The organism is Trichocoleus sp. FACHB-262 (assembly GCF_014696035.1).
Taxonomy (GTDB): Bacteria; Cyanobacteriota; Cyanobacteriia; order FACHB-46; family FACHB-46; genus Trichocoleus.
The window spans coordinates 200,487-222,089 of sequence record NZ_JACJPK010000034.1; the positions used below are offsets into that span (position 1 = coordinate 200,487).

The window sequence follows — 21,603 nt, forward strand, 5'->3', positions numbered from 1 at the left end:
AGGCTGTCTCTTACAGACTTCCCGATATTGCGATCGCCATCTTCCATCATCTAGCGGATAAGGTTGAGCAACTTTGCTGATAGGTACTACCAGCCATTCAACCGATACTGAAACTCATCAATAAAGCTGCAAAGTCCAACAGTTGCGGAGTCTAACTATGATGAATGGAGCGTTCAATCTCGCCTTGGGCCGAGGATATCTGCTCAAAACGGCCACGATTCAAGATGAAACTATTTACTGGGTCGAAAATCTGTACTTCACGAGCGAACCTTACAGTTGCTTAGAAGACCTCGTTTCGTTTTTGCACACCTTGCCACTGCTTCCCCACTCTGAAGACACGCTGACATGGATTAATCTCGTGAAAGCTTTATCACCTCAAGCGGTTAGCGCGATCGCCAGCTAACTTTCACCATACCTTTACCCATGCAGATGCAGGACACCAGGCAAACTACAGACTCAAACCTACGGGATTGGCGGGATTCGAACCCGCGGCCTATCGCTTAGGAGGCGATCGCTCTATCCATCTGAGCTACAACCCCAGTTTCAAACATCACGATCATAACAGTTGTGTGAGTGCATGCAAGAGCTTTGACAGTATCACGTAGACTCCCACGTTTCTTCCCAAGGTCCACCTCCCACCTCCAAGCCACAGAGATGGCTTTGCGCCACTAAAATCGGTTGAGAGCGATCGCGTTGCCAGAGGCGTAAGGTCACGTGCCCATGCATCGTGTCACGGCAGAAGAAAATTAAACCTTGTTCTGTAGGGGCGCGCAAAGGAGTCCCTGGTGTATCACAAGTCCCCGTTAGCTCCACTCGATATTGGCCTTGCTCAGCTTGCATCTGCCAGCAACCCCACGGCTTAATCTGCCAAGTTACTTTGCTGTTCCAGGGGACAAACTCGTAGAATTTACCTCGATAGTGAATTCCGATCATGGCGACCGATTCCACCCACCACAACACTCCCCGCCGACCTCCTCCAGCCGTCAGGGCTAGATCTGGTTCATCAGTAAAGCAATTGCAATTGAGCCAAAACCATTTCTGCGGAAATGAACCACCCCAGTTTTTCTCGCTATAGGCAGGCGCATTCGTAAAGTTGTAGCGTTGGCCGTTCCAGTCAATCCAACCTGTGGCTAAACCGTGAGCCATGAGGATTTGCCAGCCAGGTTCAAAAATTTGCAGAGAAGAGAGCCAGCCTGCGGTGGATTGTTGCGGACTGCCGACGTTCCCCCAACCATAAATAGGCTGAATTTTGTATTGCCAGCGAGCTGATGCCCCAGAACCAGGATCATTCAATACTCCCTGTTGCCAAGTTGCCGTTGCTTGATACCCTTCTTTGACCCAGCGATCGAACTCTGCCGGGGGTAGCAATCTCGGTTGCTTAGTTTCCAAGTCGCTTTGAGAAGTTTGACTATGAGCGGCTTCGCTGGTGTATCGCCAATGCCCCATGCCCAGAGCCTGCTGCCACGCCCAGAATTGCTGGACTTGAGGAAAGCTACGGCAGAGATATTCATCGTTTGGCCCTAAGATCTGTGCTCCACCACCGCTGGCAGGTGTCCCCCCCTGCGGGTCTTCAATAGAGTACATAAAGGCAAAAGTCTGGCCCAGATCGGGTAACGTCACTCGGTAGTACCAGCCTTCAAAAAACCGACGCGGATTACCGTCCCAGTGATAGCCGCTATGAGGCGTTTGAAGGGAGCCAGAGGCTGGTAGTAAAGAGGAGATTAAGGAAGCGATGCAGCTTGATGCTTGCTGAACCAACGGTAATTAGCCCCTAGTAGTGGTTGAGATAGGGTAGTAAAAAGCTACCAGAATTTTCGTCCCCACCCGGATAGAATTTAGCATCGTCCAGTGTTAAGGTAATCTAACGCAAAGTTACAATCGATAAACTTTCTACAGGTCTACCGCAATAGCCATCCACTTCACCCGATTGGGTGAGATAACGGCATGAAGTCGAATTGCGATCGCCTGTGATAACTTGGGCTCATTCATCTTTGCTGCTCTAGCTCGAAAATATTCTTAGTTATTTAGTTTGGTTCACAGAAAAAGCCGTATCTGAAGCTAATTGAATACAAGCATGAAGTCTAGCTCTGTTTTTCTGAGCGGGCTCAACCATCACTATTTCGAGCATCACTCTTTGTAGTGGCTTAAACCATTGTTCGGATTCAAGGCATTCCCTATGAGCGGCAACGATACTCAACAGCAACCTGCTCTCCCAGCTATCTCTGAGGGAGAACTGAACGCTCCTCAACACCCGCAAGAGCCGAGTCAGCCCCCTAACTCAAGCCGCTTTCGACGGTGGTTACTGCCTGTTACAATTGGCCTGCTGCTTCTCGGTGGCATAGGTTGGATCATTTTTAGCCGCTTCATCATGCCCATGCTGATGGCAGGCTCCATGCAGCCACCACCGACTCCAGTGCAATTAGGCACCCCTGAATCAGCCCCAGTAGAAGATAGCTCAGATTATGCAGCTACCTTAGATTCACGGCAGTCTGTGACCCTACAACCGCGTGTGTCAGGTCAAGTCTCGGCTATCTATGTAGAAGCGGGCGATCGCGTTGAAGCAGGTGAGCCACTTTTGCAAATTGGTGCGGCTGAGCAACGGGCGCAAGTCGCCAGTCGCAATGCTGCGGTTGATACAGCCGCCGCTGATATTGATTCTGCGCAAGCCGATGTCGCCAGCGCGATCGACACGCTGAAAGCGTTGCAAGAAAAACGAGCCGCTGACCAAGCCAATGTCCAGCTAAATCAGCGCGAATACGAGCGCTACCAGGAACTCCAGCGGCAAGGAGCGGAAAGCCGACAAATTCTGGATCAGAGACTCAATGCGCTGCAAACGGCTCAAGCAACCGTCCGGCAGACGGAGGCTGACATCCGGGCTCAACAAAGTGCCATCAACAGAGCCAGATCTCAAGTGGTCAGAAGTCAGCGAGCCTTGGAGCAAGCCCAGGCGAATGTAGCAGAAGGGCAGGCGCAACTACAAGACTACGCTATTACCGCTCCTTTTGCAGGCGTTATTGGCAATATCCCAGTCAAGCAGGGTGATGTTGTCAGTGCTGCAACTCCTCTACTGACCCTGACGCAAAACCAGGAACTGGAAGTACAAATTGCCATCCCGCTGGAAAGAGCGCCTAATTTGCGCTTAGGGTTGCCTGTCAAGCTGTTGAGTGATCAAGACCGGGTGTTGCAGACAGGCAAAGTCTCATTTATTTCGCCCAGCGTTGATCCGTCAACTCAGTCAGTACAGGTGAAGGCGCTTTTCGACAACGCTAACAATCAACTCCGGACGTCGCAGTTTGTCCGGGCCAGAGTAATTTGGCAGTCACGCTCTGGAGTTCTGGCTCCTACTACCGCCATTTCTCGGCTAGGCGGCAGAGACTTTATCTTCGTCGCAGCTCCTTTTCAAAGCTCAGGTTGTCAAGCGCAGGCGCAAGCTAATGCGGCTCCCGGTGGTGCTCCTGGCGGACCCCAGGTGGCGCCTGACCAATTGGTCGCCGTGCAGAAACCCATCAAGTTAGGCAGGATTGTCGGCAACAACCAGGAAGTCGTAGAAGGACTCAGTGCGAGCGATCGCATTGTGACTTCTGGCATTCTGCAATTGCAGAACTGCATGCCGATCGCAGCAGATACTCCACCTGCTAATGCTCCTGCTAGCGCTCCTTAAAACGATACTGTGCCATGTCTTGTAGAAGCGAAGCATTCGGCAGTTCAATTTTAGATTCATCAAAAAATTCCTGCCTGAATCCTTCGCCTCTAGCACTTCTACGGCCGCTTCTACGGGTAGCGAAGTTATGATTCTCTCCATTTCCGACTTCTTTATCAAACGTCCTGTATTCGCTACGGTCTGTTCGATCGTTGTGACCTTGTTAGGCCTTGCCTGTATCCCTACCCTGCCGATCGCCCAGTACCCAGACATTACGCCCCCCCAGGTCAGCGTTACGTCTAACTACATTGGCGCGAATGCGGAGATCGTAGAGTCAACCGTTACCAACATTCTGGAACGGGAGCTTAACGGTGTCTCTGGGGTGAAATACATCAAGTCCACTAGTGCCAATGACGGTACCAGCAGTATTAATTTGACCTTTGACTTGGGTCTGAATCAAGATATTGCTGCGGTTGATGTCCAGAACAAGGTTTCAACCGTAGTCTCGCGTCTGCCTGGACCTGTTACCCAGACGGGGGTGCAAGTTTCTAAAGCCAACAACAACTTCTTGCTGGCGATCGGGCTTTACTCTGACCGAGACGAGGGCAAAGACGAAGATCTGTACGACGATGTTTATCTCAGCAACTACGCCGACCTCTATGTGGTTGATGCCTTAAAACGGCTCGAAGGCGTGGGTGGGGTACAGATTTTTGGAGAGCGCAAATATGCTATGCGGCTGTGGCTTGACCCAGAACGCCTAGCTAGCCGCAACTTGACCCCACAAGATGTAGTGGTGGCATTGCAGCAACAAAACCTCCAAATTGGCGCGGGACAAATTGGTCAGCCTCCTGCTGCTACTGGGCAACAGTATCAATATGCAGTGACAGCCCAAGGACGGCTGAAAGATGCGGAAGAATTCAACGAGCTAGTGATCAAAAGTACGGATGCTGGCACGTTGGTGAAGCTGAGAGACGTAGGCAGAGCGGAATTAGGCGCAGAAAACTACGGTTCGGTATTGCGCTTTACCTCAGACGATCGCGTCACCCATCGGGGAGTAGGACTAGGGATCACCCAGCAGTTCGGCAGTAATGCTCTGGATACAGCACAAGCAGTCAAAGATGAGATGCAACGGCTGACCGCTAGTTTCCCTCCCGGTTTGCATTACGAAATCGCCTTTGACACCACGACTTTCATTCAAGCAGGGGCGGAAGAGGTGATCGTCTCGCTCTTCCAGGCGATCGCGTTAGTGATTTTAGTCATCTTCCTGTTCTTGCAGAACTGGCGGGCGGCGCTGGTAGTATCGATCGCGATTCCGGTAGCTTTCATTGGTACGTTTATCTTTGTCAAGCTGCTGAATTTCTCGATCAACACCCTGACCTTGTTCGGTTTAACACTTGCTACAGGTCTGGTAGTTGATGACGCGATCGTGATTGTGGAGGATATCTCGCGGCGGATTAACGAGGATGGACTGCGTCCCCTTGAGGCGGCTCTCGCCTCCATGAATGCGCTGTTTGGTGCGGTCATTGCCACATCGCTGGTGTTGATCACAGTGTTCGTGCCCATTGCCTTCTTCCCTGGCACCACAGGGCAACTATATAAGCAGTTTGCGCTCACAATCGCTTTCTCAGTTGTGGTTTCTACTTTCAACGCGATTACGTTTACGCCCACTTTGTCAGCTTTGCTGCTGAAGCAAGGACACACAACGCCAAACAATTGGTTTTTTAATGGCATTAATGGTGCGATCGAGCGGACCCGCCAAAGCTACACTGGAACACTGACAAAAGTCATTCGGCGCAAAAGCATAGTGCTGGCCTTGTTCTCAGCGGGTTTAGTCCTTACCTACTGGATCTACACGATTGTGCCAGCGGGGTTTGTACCCGATGAAGACCAAGGCTACTTTATTACACTGGTTCAAGGACCAGAAGGCGTATCCCTCAGCTACACCGAAGAAGTTTTGGCAAAAGCTGAGGAGATCATGAAGCAGCGCCCCGAAATCAAAAATATTTTTGCTGTGGGAGGATTTAGCTTCAGTGGTGCTACACCCAACAACGGCTTAATTTTCTCCACCCTAAAACCCTGGGCAGAACGTCCTAAAGCAGAACAGTCGGTTAAAGGCATTATTGGCGGATTCTTTCCGCAACCATCGGGGCTATTTCCGCAACTGATTGGAATTAAGGAAGCGATCGTGGTGCCGTTTCCCCCACCCGCTATTCAAGGGATTGGTAATTTTGGGGGATTTGAGTTTCACCTACAAGACCGCACAGGCAGCGACTTCAACACGATTGGGGAAGTGTTAGGTAAATTCATGGGGCGGGCAACTACCTATCCCGCTCCTGACAAACCTCAACTAGCTGGGTTGCGGCCTACCTTTAATGCCAACACTCCCCAGATCTCCGTAGAAGTGGATCGGGTGAGAGCCAACCAACTCCAGGTTTCACCGGAAGAAATCTTTAGCACGTTGCAAATTTTCCTCGGCTCCGCCTATGTGAATGATTTCAACCAGTTCCAACGGGCTTACCGAGTGTATGTGCAAGCAGATAGCCGCTTCCGTTCTAATCCGGAAGACATCAAGAAGCTGTATGTGCGATCGCGAGCTGGCAGGATGATTCCTCTCGGCAACTTGGTGCGTGTGAATCAGACAATCGGCCCTTCGATCATTACCCATTACAATCTCTCCCGTTCTGTAGAGATTAACGGCTCAGGATCACCTGGCGTTAGTTCTGGGCAAGCAATCAAGGCGATGGAAGCCGTAGCCAACGAAACCCTGCCCAAGGGGTTCCGGTACGAGTGGTCTGGTCTCTCCTTGGAGGAGATTCAGGCAGGCGGTTCAGCCGTCTTTATTTTCTCTCTAGGCATTATCTTTGTCTTCTTAACCCTGGCGGCTCAGTATGAAAGTTACACCGATCCTCTGATCATCATGCTGACTGTGCCATTAGCGGTTTTGGGAGCCTTATTCGCGGTGCTACTGCGGGGCACTGCGAACGATGTCTACACCCAGATCGGGCTAGTCATGCTGATCGGCATGGCGAGTAAAAACGCAGTCTTGATTGTGGAGTTTGCCAACCAACTTTCTGACGAAGGATTGACTTTAACCAAAGCGGTGACGGAAGCTTGCCGAGACCGCTTACGCCCAATCTTGATGACTGCCATTTCAACGGTGATCGGCGCTGTGCCTCTGATCGTTGCCACCGGACCAGGAGCCGCAGCCCGACAATCTTTGGGGACAGCGATCGTGGGCGGAATGTGCGTAGCCACAGTGCTCAGTTTGTTTGTAGTGCCTGTGCTGTACATCGTGATTAAAACCGCTGAATCTCAGCTCCGGCGATCGCGCCAGCCAGCCTTTGTAGGTGTAAACTCAGCGACTATGGGCAGCGATGGAGATGGCAACGGAGATGGTCATAAGGATGGGCATAGTGACGGTGCAGGTCATCACAGCCGAGAAACTACTGCTAGCCGCTCCACAGATCATCACTAGAGATTAGGGCATACATTAAGAGAGCGATCGCTTTACTCAAATAAGGCGATCGCTCTTGTTTTTACTGAAACTCGAAGCTAGACACTACTTTTTGGTAAGCCTGACGCATGGGATCTTCCGGGTTGATGTAAGCGCCATGAATATGAATCACATAACGACCATCGGGGCTAGGGAAGAGAACGTTATCTGCTTCATACAGACCTGTGGAAGCGTAAGCTAGCGCATCTTGACCCGCTACCGTAATATTTTTATCTTCGCCTCGGCTCAGATTAGCTTCCTTCCAAGCTGCGAGGGGGCGCTTCTGAGCATTATCAAAAACTGAAATTGTCACGCTCGCCGGATACTCACCTCCCTTCCAAGTGCCGGAGGCGATCGCCTGATAGTCTTCGCTGTCCCAAACTTCTAGCCTTCCCAACAAAGCCTCTTTAGCCTCTGGAGGTTTATTTTCACTGCGATTATCCGGTGTAAAACCTTCCGGATATTGGAAACGAAAGCCAAAGCGATCGCTCTGAAAAGTATTTTTTCCTTGAGTGCTAGAGGGAGAAGAAGTAGGCTGAGTGATAGTTGGAGTTGGGGACGGACTCCCAGTATCAGGGTATGGGGCAGGTAGAGGAGCGGGCTGTAAGGGCGTGCAGCCAGCAGCTAAAGATAGGAAGAGGCCAAAAATAGCAAAACGTTTCATAATACGCAAGTTGAGAGAGTTGTAGCGATCGCTGCTCTCTTGCTGGGGTAGGCAGGAGACAACTGATAGAAGATACATCCATCTCAAATCGTTTTCCTGAGTTTTAGAAACCCTTGCTGCATAATTTGAGGGGCAACGTCACACGCAGTTTTCTTGCCACTGAAGGATAAGAAGAGACCATGTTATAAACTCTTATTACTCGACTTCTTCAAATCACAGTAATAAACAATGGCACAGCTAGAACGCTTGATCCTTATGGCAGAGGATGAACTCACTCAATACAGCACTGATGCTCGCAAGATAGAAAAACTGCGTCAAAAAATCGGTATCTCTGTTCCTTTAGCAGAGCAGCGGCAGATTAAAGAAACATTGCTGGCAGAGATGCCGACAGATACCTTAAGCCAACTTGTGGAGAAACAGCGCCAGACCGTCGCTCTGCCATTTTGGGGCATCGCTGGCCTCGGTTTACTGCTAGGGATATCATTCTCCCAACCTTTCGATTTTGCGATCGTGGCTGCTGCTGGGTTTGCCGCCTTTAAGATTCAACAGTGGGGCTGGAAACTACAAGCTAAGCGCCTCGTGATTCAAACGCTAGAAGACATTGAGGAGAGAATTCAACAAGCTACTGCAAAATGAAACAGAGGGTATAATCTGCGGTGACAAAGCTCGCTCTTGCTTGAACCAATTTCCTACTTTAACCAGTAACTACGATGAATATCCCTGACGGTCCAAAAATACCATCTTGGTTACAAAAACTGCAATATACCTTAGATCCCCTAAGGTTCCTGGAGACAGCAGCAGAACGTTACGGAGATATTTTCAATGCACCTGTTATGGGAAATGCCGATATCATGCTGCTGGTTAGTCATCCTGCCGCAATCCAACAAATTTTTTCTAGCGATACCAAACAATTCGCCGCTCCGCCTAATCAATTGTTGCGGCCTTTAGTGGGCGAGTATTCCTTGCTGGTATTAGAAGGCGATCGCCATCTCCAGGGGCGCAAACTCCTTTTGCCTCCATTTCACGGCGATCGCATGCGAGCCTATGGGCAATCAATTATTGAGTTGGCAGATAAAGCCTTTGCTCAGTTAGCGCCTAGTCAGTCCTTTACTGCCCGCACCCTAGCACAGAACATCTCGATGGATGTGATCTTGAGGGTTGTGTTTGGGCTATCGGAAGGAGAGCGATTCTATGAGCTAAAGCAACGCATCACTACACTGATGGATTTGTTTAAATCTCCGTTGATAGCAGGCTTGCTCTTTTTCCCTAGCTTACAAAAGGATTTAGGCCCTCGCAGTCCTTGGGGATATGTGCGGCATGTCCAGCGGCAAATCGACGAACTACTCTACACAGAAATTCAAGCTCGTCGGCGACATCATGATCCTGCTAATTCAGATATTTTGAGCCTCCTTCTTTCCGCTAAGGATGAAGCTGGAGGAGGCATGACTGATGCAGAATTAAAAGATGAATTAATGACTTTACTGTTGGCAGGCCACGAAACTACAGCCTCTGCGATCGCCTGGACATTCTACTGGGTGCATAAATTTCCTCATGTCCGGGAGAGGATACTTCAGGAGCTAGCCACATTAGGAGATGCGCCTGATCCCACCAGCATTGCTCGGTTGCCCTATCTCACAGCAGTTTGCCAAGAAACTCTCCGGATTTGTCCCATTGCTGTGCTAACAGTGCCCCGAGCCGTGAAGGAACCTGTGGAGCTTATGGGCTATTCATTACAGCCAGGGATTAGGGTGTTTGGTTGCATTTACCTCACCCATCATCGTAAAGATCTGTACCCAGACTCCAAACAATTCAGACCCGAACGCTTCCTAGAGCGCCAGTTTTCCCCCTATGAATTTTTACCCTTTGGAGGAGGTGTCCGACGCTGCATTGGTGAAGCTTTAGCCTGGTTTGAAATGAAATTGGTGTTAGCGACGATCCTACAGCGCTATGAATTAGAGTTGAGCGACCAAAAGCCAGAACGTCCTGTACGCGGAGGCGTCACACTAAGGCCAGAACGGGGAGTTAAGATGGTATTGCGATCGCGCCGCTAGGGAGACAGCCTTACTACCCCAAAAACAGCTTGTAAGCAGGGTTCTGACTTTCATCCCAATAGCGATATCCCAACGTGTCGAGGAAGGCTTGCCACTCTTGCATCTCTTGGGGTGGCACTTGCATCCCCACCACAATCCGCCCATAGTCTGCACCGTTGTTGCGGTAGTGGAACATGCTGATGTTCCAGTTGGGGCTCATGGAGGTGACAAACTTCATCAAGGCACCGGGACGTTCGGGAAACTCGAAGCGGTAGAGCAGTTCATGATGAGCCAGCGCCGAGTGACCACCCACCATATGGCGGAGGTGGAGTTTAGTTAGCTCATCATCTGTGAGATCAATCGTCTTAAATCCACAGGTCTCAAAACCTTGCGCCATCTTTGCGGCATCAGCTCGATTTTGAATCTGTAAACCGACAAAGATATGTGCTTCCTTTTGATCAGAAATGCGGTAGTTGAACTCGGTGAGATTGCGACGACCGAGACACTCACAAAACTTGCGGAGGCTACCCGGTTCTTCGGGGATATTAACGGCAAAAATTGCTTCTCGACGTTCGCCAAACTCGGCTCGCTCTGCCACAAACCGCAGGCGATCGAAGTTCATGTTAGCGCCGCAAGCGATCGCAATTAACGTTTGTCCTTCAAGTTGTTCTCTCTCTGCGTAAGCTTTGGCTCCAGCGATCGCTAAAGCTCCGGCAGGCTCTAGGATCGATCGCGTATCCTCAAACACATCTTTGATCGCCGCGCAGGTCGCATCTGTATCCACCAGAATAATGTCATCCACATATTCTTGGCAGAGGCGAAACGTTTCTTCCCCGACTTCGCGCACCGCCACCCCATCAGCAAACAACCCCACCTGAGGCAAGCGCACCCGATGTCCTGCTTTAAGGGATTGGTGCATCGCATCGGCATCCACAGGTTCTACGCCAATGATTTTGATTTCTGGGCGTAACCGTTTAACATAAGCCGCAATTCCAGAAATTAAGCCACCACCACCGATCGCGACAAAGATGGCATGAATCGGTTGCTGACATTGCCGCAAAATCTCCATGCCAATCGTGCCTTGGCCTGCAATCACATCGGGGTCATCAAAGGGATGAATAAAGGTCAATCCTTTTTCCGCTTCAAGTTGACGGGCATAAGCATAAGCATCATCATAGGTGTCGCCATGCAGCACCACCTCACCGCCCCGTGCTTTAACCGCATCTACCTTGACCTGAGGAGTAGTCACAGGCATGACAATGATCGCACGGGTTCCTAACCGACTAGCACCCAGAGCAACCCCTTGAGCATGGTTTCCTGCTGAAGCTGCAATCACGCCTTGCGCTAGCTGCCCCGGGGACAAGTTTGCCATTTTGTTGTAGGCCCCCCGCAGCTTAAACGAAAACACTGACTGCATATCTTCCCGCTTCAGCAGCAATCTATTATTTAGTCGTCCCGATAAATTGGGCGCGTGCTCTAGCGGCGATTCTTGGGCGACATCATAAACACGAGCCGTCAGGATTTGTACCAGGTAGTCGCAAAGCATGGGGTCAAGGGGTGAGCAGTGGCAGATAAACGATAATTCTACTTCAGTCTCGTCTTTTGCTGTGCAGGTGGGCGATCGCGCTAGTTAGAAAAGCTTCCATAGTTTCCTGCGCTCAAAGTTAAGCTGTTTCATTTACTTTGTCGCCATCTAGCAAGTTCTGGGAAGCCTAGGGGTGGAATGCTTAGCTTGCGATCGCTGATGCCAAAAGCTGTGTCGTGTTGAGCAGCGGGTTTTACTAGAAGAGGAATTATTAGTGGTAGTTATGACCGACCAATACCGATTAGTCACTAGAAGCGATTTTGACGGCCTTGTCTGTGCTGTTTTATTAAAAGAATTAGATTTGATTAACGAAATTAAATTTGTCCATCCCAAAGATATGCAGGATGGCAAGATTGCAATTACCGATAAAGATATCACCACTAATCTACCTTATGTATCAGGGGTTCATTTAGCGTTCGATCACCACTACAGTGAGATTCTGCGGAATCAAAATCCTGAAGCAGGCTATATTAACAACCCAGAGGCCCCTTCCGCAGCCAGAGTGGTTTACGACTACTTTGGAGGCTTAGAGAAATTTCCCCACATCTCCACCGAAATGATGGAGGCTGTTGATAAAGGAGATTCAGCCCAATTTAATGTCGATGAAGTCTTACATCCTAAGAATTGGGTACTCCTCAACTTTCTGATGGATGCCAGAACAGGGCTGGGAAGATTCAAGGAATTTAACATCTCAAACTACAGTTTGATGATGGAATTAATCGACTACTGCAAAAATCACACCATCGCTGAAATTCTAGAACTACCTGATGTTAAGGAACGAGTTGACCTCTACTTTGAACAAGCATCTCAGTTCAAAGATCAACTTTTGCGTTGTGCCACCGTATATGACAACTTAGTGGTTTTAGACCTGCGGAATGAGGATGTAATCTACGCAGGCAACCGTTTCATGATTTATGCTTTGTTTCCTAACTGCAACATCTCCATTCATCAAATGTGGGGTGTAAAGCAACAAAATACAGTTTTCGCAGTGGGTAAGTCGATTTTCAACAAAAGCTCCAAAACCAATATTGGCGAATTAATGCTGCAATATGGCGGCGGTGGTCATGCCAATGCGGGAACTTGCCAAATCGACAATGCTCAAGCTGAAGTAACTCTAAAGGAATTGATTGCTCGAATTAACACAGATGGCTAAAGAATAGCCAAAGCAGCCATGTGAGGCAGTTCAGCGCGATCGCTCCCTTCTAATTTCTCTTCAGAACGACCTATGCAATATCCACTCACGCTCACCTTTAAATTTTAGTCGCTAGCACCTCAACCGACTCTGCAAGATGCAACAGGGGAGACAATCTTTTGCATTCGTCAGAAACTGCTCAAACTCAAGTTCTGCTAAGTCCGGTGATGATGCTTTTGTTGGAGCGGAATCGTGGCTAATCAGGTGCGTACCCGATTCATGATGGAGGCGATCGCTCTTTTACATTCGACAGGGCGATCGCTCTTTCTAAGGCAGCCACTACCTCCCAAAGATAGTCATTATTAAGGTAACTGCTAAGCTGATTCTGTACATCAAAAGGTTAAGTCAGCGATCGCCCATGACTCTCGCACCATCTTAAGTTTTGACTCTGCAGGAGTTTCTGGAACTCTCCTCTGAGTCGCCAGCATGGAAATATATCGGTAGAATAGCAATTCAGAAACCAATGGGGGGCGGCAAGCATGGTTAATTGATCCCAAGGAGCGTTTAGTCTTGGTTTATCAGACCGATCGCTTGCCAGATTTACTATCAGGCGCAGACATGTTACCAAGTTTAGCGAGAATGGCTTTGAGCTTATCAGTCGAGCAGGTATTTGCGTGGCTCCGCCGACGTTAGCCGCAAAACGTTGAGCTTTGGGCCAGTTAGAATTGCTTAAGTCTAAGTATTGTGGCTTAAATTCTCTATTCAAACGTCACGATGGAGAGCGAAACTGTTAAGCTGCAATTTGAGAGACCGGGTTTCTTTGTTGAGAGTTTATAAGTCCCATGCGTAGAACCTACGATTTGCACGTCGTTGAAACGCGTCCCCTATTAAGTCCAGCCTTTATTCATAGCGAATTGCCGATCACTGAAGAAGTGTCTACTTTGGTGGCAGAAACCCGCGATCGCATCCGCAATATTCTACAAGGAGAGGATCAACGCCTACTCGTAATTGTGGGTCCCTGCTCAATTCATGATGTGGATGCAGCCTACGAGTATGGCCAAAAGTTGCTCAAGCTGCGGACAGCGCTACAAGACCAGCTTGAGATCGTCATGCGCGTTTACTTTGAGAAACCCCGCACTACGATTGGTTGGAAGGGCTTGATCAATGATCCCCACTTGGATGGCAGCTACGACATCAATACGGGATTGCGGCAGGCGCGGAAGTTGCTCTTGGAGCTGGCTAAACTGGGCCTACCTGCTGCCACAGAATTGCTTGATCCCATCACTCCGCAGTATCTAGCAGACCTGATTTCCTGGACCGCGATTGGGGCACGCACCACCGAAAGCCAAACCCATCGAGAAATGGCTTCTGGGCTCTCTATGCCTGTCGGCTATAAGAATGGTACCGATGGCAACCTGGGTGCTGCCGTAAATGCAATGCTCGCAGCCAATTCTCCTCATCATTTTCTAGGGATCAGTTCCCAAGGGCTAGCGAGTATTGTCACTACAACAGGCAATCCAGATGGTCACTTAGTGCTACGCGGTGGTAAGCAAGGACCCAACTACGACGCTGCTTACATCGAGAAATCAGCCAAGGAACTGAGCAAATACAAGCTCAACCAGCGCATTATGATTGATTGTAGTCACGGCAACTCTGACAAAGACTACACCCGCCAACCCCTAGTCTCGCAGGACATTGCGGCTCAGGTGAAAGCTGGCTCTCCTCACATTATGGGGATTATGATTGAGAGTCATTTGGTGGCGGGCAGTCAACCCATTCCCGATGATTTGTCTCAACTCACCTACGGCCAGAGTATTACCGATCCCTGTGTGGATTTAGGCACGACTGCGGAAATGCTAGAAAACCTGGCAGAAGCGGTGAGTCGACAAACCGGGGGAGTTCCAGTCGCCTAGATTGGTCAATTCTGTAACCAATTTTGTAACCGGACTCAGGGGTGGGTTGCAGAAGGCTAGTTTAGGAGAGTAATGAATGACTCTCTTACTTCTGGTGCTTTCAATGATGCGTTTCACTTCAAATTCTTCAGCAGCCAAGCAACCTCAAAAGCTTTTGTCGTTAGCTCTGTTGGGTGCCGTCATGTTTGGTGCTGTTTCTGCACCAGCAGCAGTGGCGCTGCCCCACCCTTCCCAACCCCTGATTGCCCAACTTAAGCAAGCCCAAGCTGCTAAAGCTAAAACTCGTTTGCCCCAGATGGTGGTGCGGCGAGTTAAACAAGATTTAGTTCAACGCTTTGAGTTGCGATCGCGCGACTTAAAAGTAGTCAGCTTTAGCCGAGAAACTTGGGGAGATAGCTGCTTAGGGCTGGCCCAACCCAATGAGCGCTGCGCGATGGCAACGGTAGAAGGTTGGCGAGTTGAAATGACCAATGGTAAAGAGAATTGGGTCTACCGCACTGACCTGAAAGCTCAAGTGATCAGGATAGAAACTCAAGATCCCTCTGCTTTGCCGCCTCAAGTGGTCGACCGCCTGTTCGAGACCATTGCAAAACAAACTCGCGTTCCTGCTTCTAGCTTGCGCGTTTTAGAATCTAAAGCTGCCACCTTTGACGGCTGCATGGGGATTTACGAACCCGGACGAGCTTGCACGAGAATTGCGATTTCTGGTTGGAAAGTGATTGTAGCGGGCGATCGCCAACAGTGGGTTTACCATGTGAGCCAAGATGCTTCCCGCATCGCTCAAAATGCTACAGCCAGCGGCAGTCGAGGTGAAGTCTTCACTTCTTTCATCCCTGAAGGAAACGAACCGCCTACGCCGATCGGTGACAATGTAGTGTTTCGCCTCAGCGTTTCCGGTGGCTTGACCGGAAGTGTAACCGATACTTACCTCACCGCCGATGGGACGCTCTACAGCCAAACTCGTGGTCCTAATTCTCCGACCTCTGGGCCTCAGGTGATCAAGCGTTTGTCTCAAGAACAACTGAGTCAGTTCCAACAGGTGCTAGAGCAGCAAAGAGTCCCTAACATGAATGGCTTGAGATTCTTCACCAGCGCTGCTTTTGCTGATTACCCCACCTCAACTGTGCAAGCAATGGGTAGCACCTTTGAATATATCGATATTGACAAGGAAGGTTTGCCTCAAGCTCTGCAAGCCCTGATTCAAGCTTGGGAAAAACTGTAGTGGCTAGCGAGCCAAAATGAAATAGATCAAGGGTGCTAATGCCAAGGCTGGCAAGAATGAAGCGACGCGAACTTGGGCAATCTCTAACAAGTTTAAGGAGATGCCCAAGATCATTAGCCCTCCCACGCCTGTCACCAACAGCACACGGGGGTCGGTGGCGGGATTAGGGAGAGACTGAGCTAGTAGACCTGCCGCTAAGGACAAGCCACCTTGATAGACCAAAATGATCAAGGTAGAGAAGCCGACACCAATTCCAAAACTGCTGGTGAAGGCGATCGCGGCTAACCCATCCATTGTCGCTTTCAAAGTTAGCAGGGTGTTGTCTCCGGTGAGACCATTGTTGAGGCTACCGATTAATGTCATAGGTCCAACACAAAACAAGAGGCTGGCGGCAACGAAGCCATCGGTAAAGCCACCACCTCCCTTAAAGCGTTGCTTCAGCCAGTCTCCCACTGCCGTAAGTCGTTCTTCTAGCTGCCACCACTCGCCTAGCAGCCCACCCAAGGCGATCGCCACTAGCGCTAAGACTACCCCATCAATTCGGCCTGCTTGGGTTTTAGTTAAGCTACCCGCCATTTGAATCCCGACGAACAAGGTGATCAGCCCTAAGCCTTGAGTAATGATGCGCTGCATCCGGATTGGTAGGCGACCTTGCAGCCCCAAGCCTAATGCGGTACCAGCCAAGACAGTGCCGATATTAATCCAGGTGCCGCTGGTTTTAGCCCAAAAATCAAGTGTCATAGAGCGATCCTAAGGGAGCTGTGAGAGGGGCATCACAAACCATAGTGGTAATAGCTTAAAAGATTATGCTTGGAGGCGATCGCTAGCCAACGCCACAGCTCCCCACAAAGGAGCCTCATCACCTAAGGCCGCAGGCACAATTTCAAAATGAACTTCTGGTAGCGCGGTAGTCTGAGCCGTTTGCCGCACTGTCTCCCACCACTGTGCTCCTGATTTAGTTACCCCCCCACCTAAAATAAAGCGTTGCGGATTCATCAAGTTAGCTACATTGCCAATTCCCAGACCGAGCCCCCAGGCTGCTACTTCCAAAACTTCCCAAGCTAAGTCATCGCCTTGAATTGTGGCTTGGCTCACTACTTGAGCGGTGATTGCGTTTAGATTTTGGTTGACGAGCGATCGCAGAATTTGGCCTCGGTGCGGTTGGGCTGCTAGCTGTTCTTGTACGGCCTGAGCAATGTAAGGGCCAGAAGCTAACCGTTCCACGCAACCTCGCTTGCCACACAAACACAGCGGCCCATCCGGATCAACGACGATATGACCAATTTCTCCTGCCATCCCTTCGGCTCCTGACCACAGTTGGCCGTGGAGAATCCAGCCGCCGCCCACTCCCGTGCTGATGGTGATGTAGAACAAACTGTCACAGCTTTGGCCCGCTCCAAAGCGATGCTCGCCTAAGGCAGCAACGTTAGCATCGTTATCCACCCTAGCAGGAGCACCAAATTCTGTTTCTAGCCACTGCTGTAGGGGCACATTTTCCCAACCTGGCACATGGTGAGAGAGCCGCACTGTTCCGATTTTGGCATCGACTGGCCCACCAAAGCTGACTCCGATCGCACTCGGCTTAGCACCTTGCAGCAGTTCATGAGCCAGCGATCGCATAATCTCCCAATCGGTCTGAGCGTTAGGTTCGGTAGGAGAGAGCTGACGGCGGGAATCTCGCCATTGGGTCTCACCCTGCCCAATCAGTGCTGCTGCGTGTTTTGTGCCGCCAAAATCTAGGGCGAGTAATAAAGGCGTTTCTGTCACAGGCTTGTCTCGACTCAACCAACTTGCTAGGAAGCAATCGCTTTTAATTCTACAGGTTGAATGAGTTTTGCCCCTGCACAACAGAGAATAGAAGGTCTGATTAATGAACTTACTTTGTGGCGTTAAAAATAATGCTGATCTACGGCTGTAACTTTAGAATTTTAAGCTTGAAGAAATGAAAGCGCGATCGATAGAACGAGTAATGCACTAGTTATCTGAGAGGATGACAGACAGTTCATCGACTACCTCAACTCGGCCTCGGCGAATGGCATGGAGTAGGCGATCGATAGAGCCTAATTCTTCTTCATCGAGAGCTGTCTGAAGCAGAGCAATTCTGATTCCGTGGCGATCGGCAAGGGTGATTTTGCCAGAGTCTTGAGACTGAGCAAATAGATCAGAGAGGGCAGAAGGTAGTAGACATGCGCTGACTAACATGATATTTCTAAAGGGAGTTTTGTCTACCCTCAATATCACCTAATTAAACAGACTTTCTAGTGATGTCACCCGCGCTACAAAGGTGATTTTGCAAGGATTTCTCAGTGATGTAGTTCCTCTGTTTCAGTGATTAAAGCTTAGTTTTTTTGTGATAACTATCACAAAAAGAGTAGATGGCGAATTTACCTGGTTTGAAAAATATTTTGGACCATCGGTTTGTCTACGCTAGCGGCTGCTTGATCGAGTTCTGCAATCTCACCTGCATCCAGTTTCCATCCTAAAGCCCCGATGTTTTGCTGGGCTTGTTCCACGCTTTTTGCGCCAGGAATGGGGATAGTGCCTTTCGCAATACACCAATTGAGGGCAACTTGAGACATGGTTTTGTCGCGAGAGGTGGCGATCGCTTGTAAGCAATCTAGCAACGGTCGGCTACCTGACAGGAGTTGCTTAAAGAGGAGCCCACGAATACCTTTGGGAAAGGGGCCTTGCTCAGAATACTTGCCTGTTAGGATTCCCAGAGCCAGAGGACTATAGGCGATGAGTTTGATGCCCAGCTCGTCACAGACATCCTTCAATCCCAACTCTGTAACGGGATAGGTAGACAGCAGCGAGTATTGCACTTGTAAAGTAGTGATAGGAATGCCCCGCTCTGCCAGCCTTTGATGGACTTGCCGTAGGCGCTTCGGGCCGTAATTCGAGAGACCTACCGCTTTAACGAGTCCTTGTTCATATAGATCACCCAGACCATCTAAGAGAGACCATTCTTGCCAAGGTGCATAATTCGCCGTAGACCAATGCATCTGTACCAAATCTACATTTCTCCCTAGACGTTGAGCTGAAGCTTGTCCCGCCGACACCATTGCTTTGCGCGTCAATCGCCAGGGATAAGCGGCCAGCTTCGTCGCGATACAGATCTCCGCTTGATTGGGGCCGACATACGCTTGGGTAAATTGTCCGAGCAATTGCTCACTACGTCCATTGAGTTTGCCTGTGCCGTAGGAATCGCCTGTATCGAATAGCGTCACCCCTTGCTGAACGCACAGGTTAAAGACAGCTTGTAACTGCTCATCCATGCTCTCGTCGTAGCCCCACAGCAAACGATTGCCCCAGGCCCAGGTGCCGCATCCCATTAAAGGTAGGGAAAGTGGTTGGTTACTCTGCATGGTTCGTAGTCTCAGTTACTGGTTATCTTAGGTGGAAATAGCCTCCTTTGTTAGTCTAGTGGGCGATCGCCCGATTCTGTCTAGGTTTCTGAGCTAATTAGGGACGCGATCACCTTGTTATGACCTCTGGGCTTGCTTCACTTTGATCACTTGTTGAGGCGCTTGCATTTCTGTAAAGAGCTGGATGGCTCGCTCAAAGTTGGTTTGACTACTCACAATGTTGTTCATCTTTTGGTGAGTGAGTCCTAGCTGGAAATAAGCTTCAGCCAAGTCACATTTGGCACCAATTTGTTCTAAAAGAGCGATCGCTTCGGCGTGATGATTGAGGGCGATATCAAAAGCAGATTGTTGGCGTTCAATTTCGGCTAAACCATTGAGAGTTTTGGCTTTGATTTGGGTGTAGCAACCTGCCTCAGAAAAGGTCAACGCCATCTGATACATAGCCCTTGCCTTCTCGAAATTGCCTAAGTTGACATAAGTTTGACCCAGAATCTGAATGAAATAAGCAAATCTCCCGCTGTGCTCTGCCAACTGCTCGGTCAGGAGGGAATGATAGATTGTCTCCGCCAACGTGAGAGATGCACTGGGTAAATTCAAATAAGAATTGACCAAAGCTAGACAGACAGTGGCTTTTTCGGCCCAGCGGTGGTGTTCGGTGTTTTGAGCTAGAGCGATTACTTGCTGAAACAAACGGGCGGCATCCGCTAACTCCCATAGATCAATTTTGTAAAGCCCAATGCTGAGTAGAGAATCGACTTTCAGCATTTTGAAGTAGTAAAGCTGATGTTTCTCGGCTGGAGTTTGAGGGGCAATAGGGAGAGACTGCAAGGCTTGATGAGCCAGCGTCATCGTTGTTTCTTGGCAAGCGATCGCCTGATGAATTTTGCCTGTAATCCAGTGCAAATCTCCCCAGATGTTGTAGAGTTCGCTGAGATTGCGATCGGAGCGCACATTGCGAATTACTTGAGTAATGGCAGCGAGTAGCGGTTGCAATAGCCCCATCCGATATAAGGTGCTACCGAGAGGGAGAAACTGCTGCCACTGATTATTTCTACTTTTGAGAATCACGCTGCCCGCTGCCTCAAAATCATTAATTTCGATGTAGTGGTAGTAGGCTTCTAGGGCTTGTAGCGCATCTTTGGCCGTTTCAATTGCAGGGACACTAATAGTCCAAAACTCCGCTGCTTTGTGGTTTACAGTGACCCATTCATCACTAGCTCGTAGACGGGCGATCGCCTCTGCCCGGATTACGGGATGCAGCCAGTAGCTGCCGTTATGGTGTTCGATCAGAGAGCGGTTGCGTAGAGAGGCAATGGTCTGCCGCTGCTGCGTCGATGGAACATCCCACAGTAAACAAAGTAGTGCTGCTGTGGGAATGGTGGGGACATCTTGGTAGCGATAACAGCCCAAACGGTAAAACAATCGATACGCTTGAGGGTCTAGCGCTTGCAGCCGATTGACCTGGCTGGCGACTAAATCTTTTAAGTCAGTGGTCACTAGCAAATCACCATCGTTTTCTTGCCAGTAAGCCGCCATATTATGAGCAAAGTCTTCCTGAATCGCACCACAGAGAATTCCCATAGCCTTAGCATTTCCGCCATAGGCCCGGTGCATTTTTTGCAGTACTGATTTATTAATTGCAATGTTTTGATGCTGAAAAAATTGATTCCAAGCTTCCTGTTCTAAGCTGGGCAGCCGATAGTGCAGTAGGTTGAGGCTCGATTCACATAGGCGATCGCGACTGGTAATTAAGGTCAGCGATCGGACTCGGCCATCGGTCAAGATCCGCAATAGCTCGACATAGTTGCGATGGGCGGCTAATAATCGTCCTTGCAAATCTAGGACAGGCTCTAAGTTATCGATCAAGATGCCAATGCGCCGAGTTTGCAGTTGTCGCTTGAGTCGCCCTAAATTTACGCCAAAGTCTATGCTGGGTTCTTGGCTAAAGTCGTGCTGGAGCCATTCTTCTACGACCCGTTCAGCAGAGGTAATATTTTGTGTTTCCTTCGCCATCAACAGTTCTAAAACTACCTCAAATTCTTGGGCTTGCAGGTATTGTTGGGCCAGTGTAGTTTTCCCTAAACCGCCTTCTCCCTGAATGACGATCGCCTTGGCTCCTTGACTGGCTAAACGATGGAGGTGGGCGATCGCGGTTGTCCGTCCAACAAAGTTAGTAGGTTCTGTGATTGGAGCTATGCCTGGATGGAATGGGGGAGAAGCCGAGAGAGACTGAGTGCGAGAAATTTGTGACGTGATTGTGGTGGCTTGAAAATATCGAGCTAACGCGGTTCGGCAGTTGGTTTTATTAATCTTTTCACCAAGTTGTTGAGAGAGAAACTTCCATAAGTCGGAACCAACATCCTTGACGTGCCCTTCGGTACAACCGTAGTCAGCGGCGATTTCGAAATACTTATGCCCCTGCCAGACTTTTCGCAGAATTGTTTTCTGCAAATCGTTCAGACGCTGCCCAGTTTTGGTCAGAGCTAGGGTGTCAACCCATGCCAATACTGCTTCAGCGTCCATTGATAGCCACATCGCAAAGTTGTATTTAGTCTACCT

Annotated in this window: 16 protein-coding genes and 1 tRNA gene; 8 read left to right on the plus strand and 9 right to left on the minus strand. The window is 49.6% G+C overall.

What is annotated here, in order from left to right; all coding sequences use genetic code 11:
* The first annotated feature begins 157 nt into the window (after nt 1–157).
* Nucleotides 158–403: a hypothetical protein gene (locus H6F68_RS07315; protein ID WP_190437585.1), complete on the plus strand. Its 246-nt coding sequence runs from the start codon at nt 158–160 to the stop codon at nt 401–403.
* A gap of 62 nt (nt 404–465) precedes the next feature.
* On the opposite strand, the gene H6F68_RS07320 is transcribed toward H6F68_RS07315, so the two are convergent.
* Together H6F68_RS07320 and H6F68_RS07325 are read right to left on the minus strand one after the other, a co-directional pair.
* Nucleotides 466–539: transfer RNA gene (locus H6F68_RS07320), tRNA-Arg, on the minus strand.
* 58 nt (nt 540–597) lie between these two features.
* Complete coding sequence (locus H6F68_RS07325; RefSeq protein WP_199299956.1) at nt 598–1,758, minus strand: tocopherol cyclase family protein; 1,161 nt, start codon at nt 1,756–1,758, stop codon at nt 598–600.
* A 418-nt stretch (nt 1,759–2,176) separates the two neighbouring features.
* Here H6F68_RS07325 and H6F68_RS07330 point away from each other — a divergent pair, with 418 nt between their 5' ends.
* Entirely contained in the window at nt 2,177–3,661 is a 1,485-nt protein-coding gene (locus tag H6F68_RS07330; protein WP_190557732.1) for an efflux RND transporter periplasmic adaptor subunit, read from the plus strand.
* A 127-nt stretch (nt 3,662–3,788) separates the two neighbouring features.
* The gene (locus tag H6F68_RS07335) at nt 3,789–7,115 is read left to right on the plus strand and encodes an efflux RND transporter permease subunit (protein ID WP_190554040.1); all 3,327 of its coding nucleotides are present in this window, start codon (nt 3,789–3,791) and stop codon (nt 7,113–7,115) included.
* Nucleotides 7,116–7,176: 61 nt separating this feature from the next.
* Here the strand turns inward: H6F68_RS07335 and H6F68_RS07340 are convergent, their stop codons facing one another.
* Nucleotides 7,177–7,875: a hypothetical protein gene (locus tag H6F68_RS07340; protein ID WP_190557735.1), complete on the minus strand. Its 699-nt coding sequence runs from the start codon at nt 7,873–7,875 to the stop codon at nt 7,177–7,179.
* A gap of 150 nt (nt 7,876–8,025) precedes the next feature.
* Between H6F68_RS07340 and H6F68_RS07345 the strand changes: the two genes are divergently transcribed.
* Together H6F68_RS07345 and H6F68_RS07350 are read left to right on the plus strand one after the other, a co-directional pair.
* The gene (locus H6F68_RS07345; protein ID WP_190437573.1) at nt 8,026–8,433 is read left to right on the plus strand and encodes a hypothetical protein; all 408 of its coding nucleotides are present in this window, start codon (nt 8,026–8,028) and stop codon (nt 8,431–8,433) included.
* Between the two features lie 74 nt (nt 8,434–8,507).
* On the plus strand, nt 8,508–9,848 hold the full coding sequence (locus H6F68_RS07350; RefSeq protein ID WP_190557737.1) for a cytochrome P450: 1,341 nt from the start codon (nt 8,508–8,510) through the stop codon (nt 9,846–9,848).
* Nucleotides 9,849–9,861: 13 nt separating this feature from the next.
* Here H6F68_RS07350 and ilvA read toward each other — a convergent pair whose 3' ends face one another.
* Nucleotides 9,862–11,373, minus strand: coding sequence for a threonine ammonia-lyase, biosynthetic (gene ilvA, locus H6F68_RS07355; protein ID WP_190557739.1), 1,512 nt, complete (start codon nt 11,371–11,373; stop codon nt 9,862–9,864).
* 262 nt (nt 11,374–11,635) lie between these two features.
* Here ilvA and H6F68_RS07360 point away from each other — a divergent pair, with 262 nt between their 5' ends.
* The 3 genes from H6F68_RS07360 to H6F68_RS07370 all read left to right on the plus strand — a co-directional run bounded on the left by H6F68_RS07360 (nt 11,636) and on the right by H6F68_RS07370 (nt 15,679).
* Nucleotides 11,636–12,565 carry an exopolyphosphatase gene (locus H6F68_RS07360; protein ID WP_190557741.1) on the plus strand — a complete coding sequence of 310 codons (930 nt, stop codon included), beginning with the start codon at nt 11,636–11,638 and terminating at the stop codon, nt 12,563–12,565.
* Between the two features lie 821 nt (nt 12,566–13,386).
* Nucleotides 13,387–14,457 carry a 3-deoxy-7-phosphoheptulonate synthase gene (locus H6F68_RS07365; RefSeq protein ID WP_190437565.1) on the plus strand — a complete coding sequence of 357 codons (1,071 nt, stop codon included), beginning with the start codon at nt 13,387–13,389 and terminating at the stop codon, nt 14,455–14,457.
* Between the two features lie 76 nt (nt 14,458–14,533).
* Nucleotides 14,534–15,679, plus strand: a complete 1,146-nt coding sequence (locus tag H6F68_RS07370) for a hypothetical protein (protein ID WP_190557743.1) — start codon at nt 14,534–14,536, stop codon at nt 15,677–15,679.
* 3 nt (nt 15,680–15,682) lie between these two features.
* Here the strand turns inward: H6F68_RS07370 and H6F68_RS07375 are convergent, their stop codons facing one another.
* From H6F68_RS07375 to H6F68_RS07395, 5 genes are all read right to left on the minus strand, one after another.
* Nucleotides 15,683–16,420, minus strand: coding sequence for a DUF554 domain-containing protein (locus H6F68_RS07375; RefSeq protein ID WP_190557745.1), 738 nt, complete (start codon nt 16,418–16,420; stop codon nt 15,683–15,685).
* Nucleotides 16,421–16,483: 63 nt separating this feature from the next.
* Nucleotides 16,484–17,464: an ROK family protein gene (locus tag H6F68_RS07380; protein WP_190557747.1), complete on the minus strand. Its 981-nt coding sequence runs from the start codon at nt 17,462–17,464 to the stop codon at nt 16,484–16,486.
* Between the two features lie 189 nt (nt 17,465–17,653).
* Nucleotides 17,654–17,881, minus strand: coding sequence for a hypothetical protein (locus H6F68_RS07385; RefSeq protein ID WP_190557749.1), 228 nt, complete (start codon nt 17,879–17,881; stop codon nt 17,654–17,656).
* 182 nt (nt 17,882–18,063) lie between these two features.
* Nucleotides 18,064–19,044: an aldo/keto reductase gene (locus H6F68_RS07390; RefSeq protein ID WP_190557751.1), complete on the minus strand. Its 981-nt coding sequence runs from the start codon at nt 19,042–19,044 to the stop codon at nt 18,064–18,066.
* Between the two features lie 117 nt (nt 19,045–19,161).
* Nucleotides 19,162–21,567, minus strand: a complete 2,406-nt coding sequence (locus H6F68_RS07395) for a tetratricopeptide repeat protein (RefSeq protein WP_190557753.1) — start codon at nt 21,565–21,567, stop codon at nt 19,162–19,164.
* Nucleotides 21,568–21,603: the final 36 nt, after the last annotated feature.

Coding starts and splice junctions, on each gene's coding strand:
- H6F68_RS07315 (WP_190437585.1), top strand. CDS start 158: ATGATGAATGGAGCGTTCAATCTCGCCTTGGGCCGAGGATATCTGCTC.
- H6F68_RS07330 (WP_190557732.1), top strand. CDS start 2,177: ATGAGCGGCAACGATACTCAACAGCAACCTGCTCTCCCAGCTATCTCT.
- H6F68_RS07335 (WP_190554040.1), top strand. CDS start 3,789: ATGATTCTCTCCATTTCCGACTTCTTTATCAAACGTCCTGTATTCGCT.
- H6F68_RS07340 (WP_190557735.1), bottom strand. CDS start 7,875: ATGTATCTTCTATCAGTTGTCTCCTGCCTACCCCAGCAAGAGAGCAGC.
- H6F68_RS07345 (WP_190437573.1), top strand. CDS start 8,026: ATGGCACAGCTAGAACGCTTGATCCTTATGGCAGAGGATGAACTCACT.
- H6F68_RS07350 (WP_190557737.1), top strand. CDS start 8,508: ATGAATATCCCTGACGGTCCAAAAATACCATCTTGGTTACAAAAACTG.
- ilvA (WP_190557739.1), bottom strand. CDS start 11,373: ATGCTTTGCGACTACCTGGTACAAATCCTGACGGCTCGTGTTTATGAT.
- H6F68_RS07360 (WP_190557741.1), top strand. CDS start 11,636: ATGACCGACCAATACCGATTAGTCACTAGAAGCGATTTTGACGGCCTT.
- H6F68_RS07365 (WP_190437565.1), top strand. CDS start 13,387: ATGCGTAGAACCTACGATTTGCACGTCGTTGAAACGCGTCCCCTATTA.
- H6F68_RS07370 (WP_190557743.1), top strand. CDS start 14,534: ATGACTCTCTTACTTCTGGTGCTTTCAATGATGCGTTTCACTTCAAAT.
- H6F68_RS07375 (WP_190557745.1), bottom strand. CDS start 16,420: ATGACACTTGATTTTTGGGCTAAAACCAGCGGCACCTGGATTAATATC.
- H6F68_RS07385 (WP_190557749.1), bottom strand. CDS start 17,881: ATGTTAGTCAGCGCATGTCTACTACCTTCTGCCCTCTCTGATCTATTT.
- H6F68_RS07390 (WP_190557751.1), bottom strand. CDS start 19,044: ATGCAGAGTAACCAACCACTTTCCCTACCTTTAATGGGATGCGGCACC.
- H6F68_RS07395 (WP_190557753.1), bottom strand. CDS start 21,567: ATGGACGCTGAAGCAGTATTGGCATGGGTTGACACCCTAGCTCTGACC.